General features: G+C 36.3%; 1 protein-coding gene and 1 pseudogene. Both read right to left on the reverse strand.

All coding sequences use genetic code 11. The annotated features are described in order from the left end of the window. A pseudogene (locus tag FT986_RS11295) lies at positions 1 to 414 on the reverse strand (hypothetical protein); the annotation flags it as partial. 2 nt (positions 415 to 416) lie between these two features. Beyond that, entirely contained in the window at positions 417 to 701 is a 285-nt protein-coding gene (locus tag FT986_RS11300; RefSeq protein ID WP_111540366.1) for a helix-turn-helix domain-containing protein, read from the reverse strand. Positions 702 to 991 lie beyond the last annotated feature (290 nt).

Below are 991 nucleotides of genomic sequence, written 5' to 3' on the forward strand. Positions count from 1 at the left end.
CGAGTGTAAAACCTGTTCATTTTTGAGATGCTGCTGTCCCTCAATTGGTTCACGTATGGGATGGTAGTGTTCCGCTAATTGTTCTAATTCGGGATCGTAGTGTCCCGAAACCCGTTCCCTACTTATCCCTAAAGAGGCCATCTTTATTTTACTTCCTTTATAAGGATTATTAGAGGGGCAATAGGTAAGGTAATTCCATCCATCCAAATCCCTAATACAACGGTGATAGGTGGATTTAGAACCAATTTTTGAGGCCCGCATCAAATCGCGACGGTTCACGTAAAATTCACGTAAAAACCGGTTACTGTTCCACTCTTGAAACAAAGCCATGTACAAGCTGATATGTGTTGGGTTCAACCGGTCATCAAAATAGAATTTTTCAAATGCCGCATTGAGGAGTTTGATATAATTCATCTCTACAAATCCATTTTATGGTGAATACGGTTTTTATCCATCACGTGTTGAATATCTTCCGCATCGTAAAAAATAATCCCTCCAATCTTGGTGTAGGGCAAGGTTCCATTGATACGAAGGTTTTGTAAAGTACCTGGACTTACTTGAAGGAGATCCATCACTTCAGAAGATTTCAAATATTTTTTAATGGTTCCTGAAGATTGCTGGCTAAGAAGATTTTTAATATCATCGAGCAATTCCATTTTGAAATCCCTAAGATCATCGGTGGTAATAATGTTTGTCGGCATAATAAAATGATTTTAAAAAGAGAGGGGGCTATATCATTTCTTGTTTATGAAAAGCCCCTCCCTAAGTTTGACTTTCGTGTGACAAATCTCTCCAATCATTACCATACTCTTTCCCTATACATATCGTAATACCGATAAAATTTAACATTTGTTTTCCCTAAAAAAGGGATTAAACCTCACGATTTAATCCCTTTTAAGATAGCCTGAATAAACAATGTAATTGTCAATGGTCTTCTTTATTCATCTTATGTTTTAAATGCATACTTAACTCATCCAAAAATTTGAATTTA

It is taken from the genome of Mesonia sp. K4-1, from assembly GCF_008017825.1.
Lineage (GTDB): Bacteria > Bacteroidota > Bacteroidia > Flavobacteriales > Flavobacteriaceae > Mesonia.

Excerpts from the sequence above, each read along its gene's own strand:
- FT986_RS11300 (WP_111540366.1), bottom strand. The coding sequence starts at position 701 with ATGCCGACAAACATTATTACCACCGATGATCTTAGGGATTTCAAAATG.